The 302-nt window shown below is 64.9% G+C and carries 1 protein-coding gene; it reads left to right on the forward strand.

Translation table 11 applies throughout. The features are described 5' to 3' along the window. Window positions 1-302 (forward strand): YDG domain-containing protein (locus tag N0K08_RS23195; protein ID WP_261502802.1); only part of this gene is annotated, 302 nt, incomplete at both ends.

The raw sequence follows: 302 nt of genomic DNA on the forward strand, positions 1-302 counted from the left end.
CGGCCAAGGCTTTGACGGTCAGCGGCGTGACTGCCGGCAACAAGACCTATGACGGCACGACCGCCGCAACGCTCTCGGGCGGTACGCTCAATGGCCTGGTCGGTAACGAAACCTTGACCTTGACCGGTCAGTCGGGCGTCTTCAGCGATCAGAACGCGGGTGCCGGCAAGACGGTGACGGTGAATGGCGCCACATTGGGCAACGGCACGGGCCTGGCCAGCAATTACACGGTCAGCAACGCCACGGGCGTGACGGCCGATATCAACGCCAAGGCCTTGAAGGTCAGCGGCGTGACCGCCGGC

This window comes from Acidovorax bellezanensis (genome assembly GCF_025421555.1).
GTDB lineage: Bacteria > Pseudomonadota > Gammaproteobacteria > Burkholderiales > Burkholderiaceae_C > Comamonas > Comamonas bellezanensis.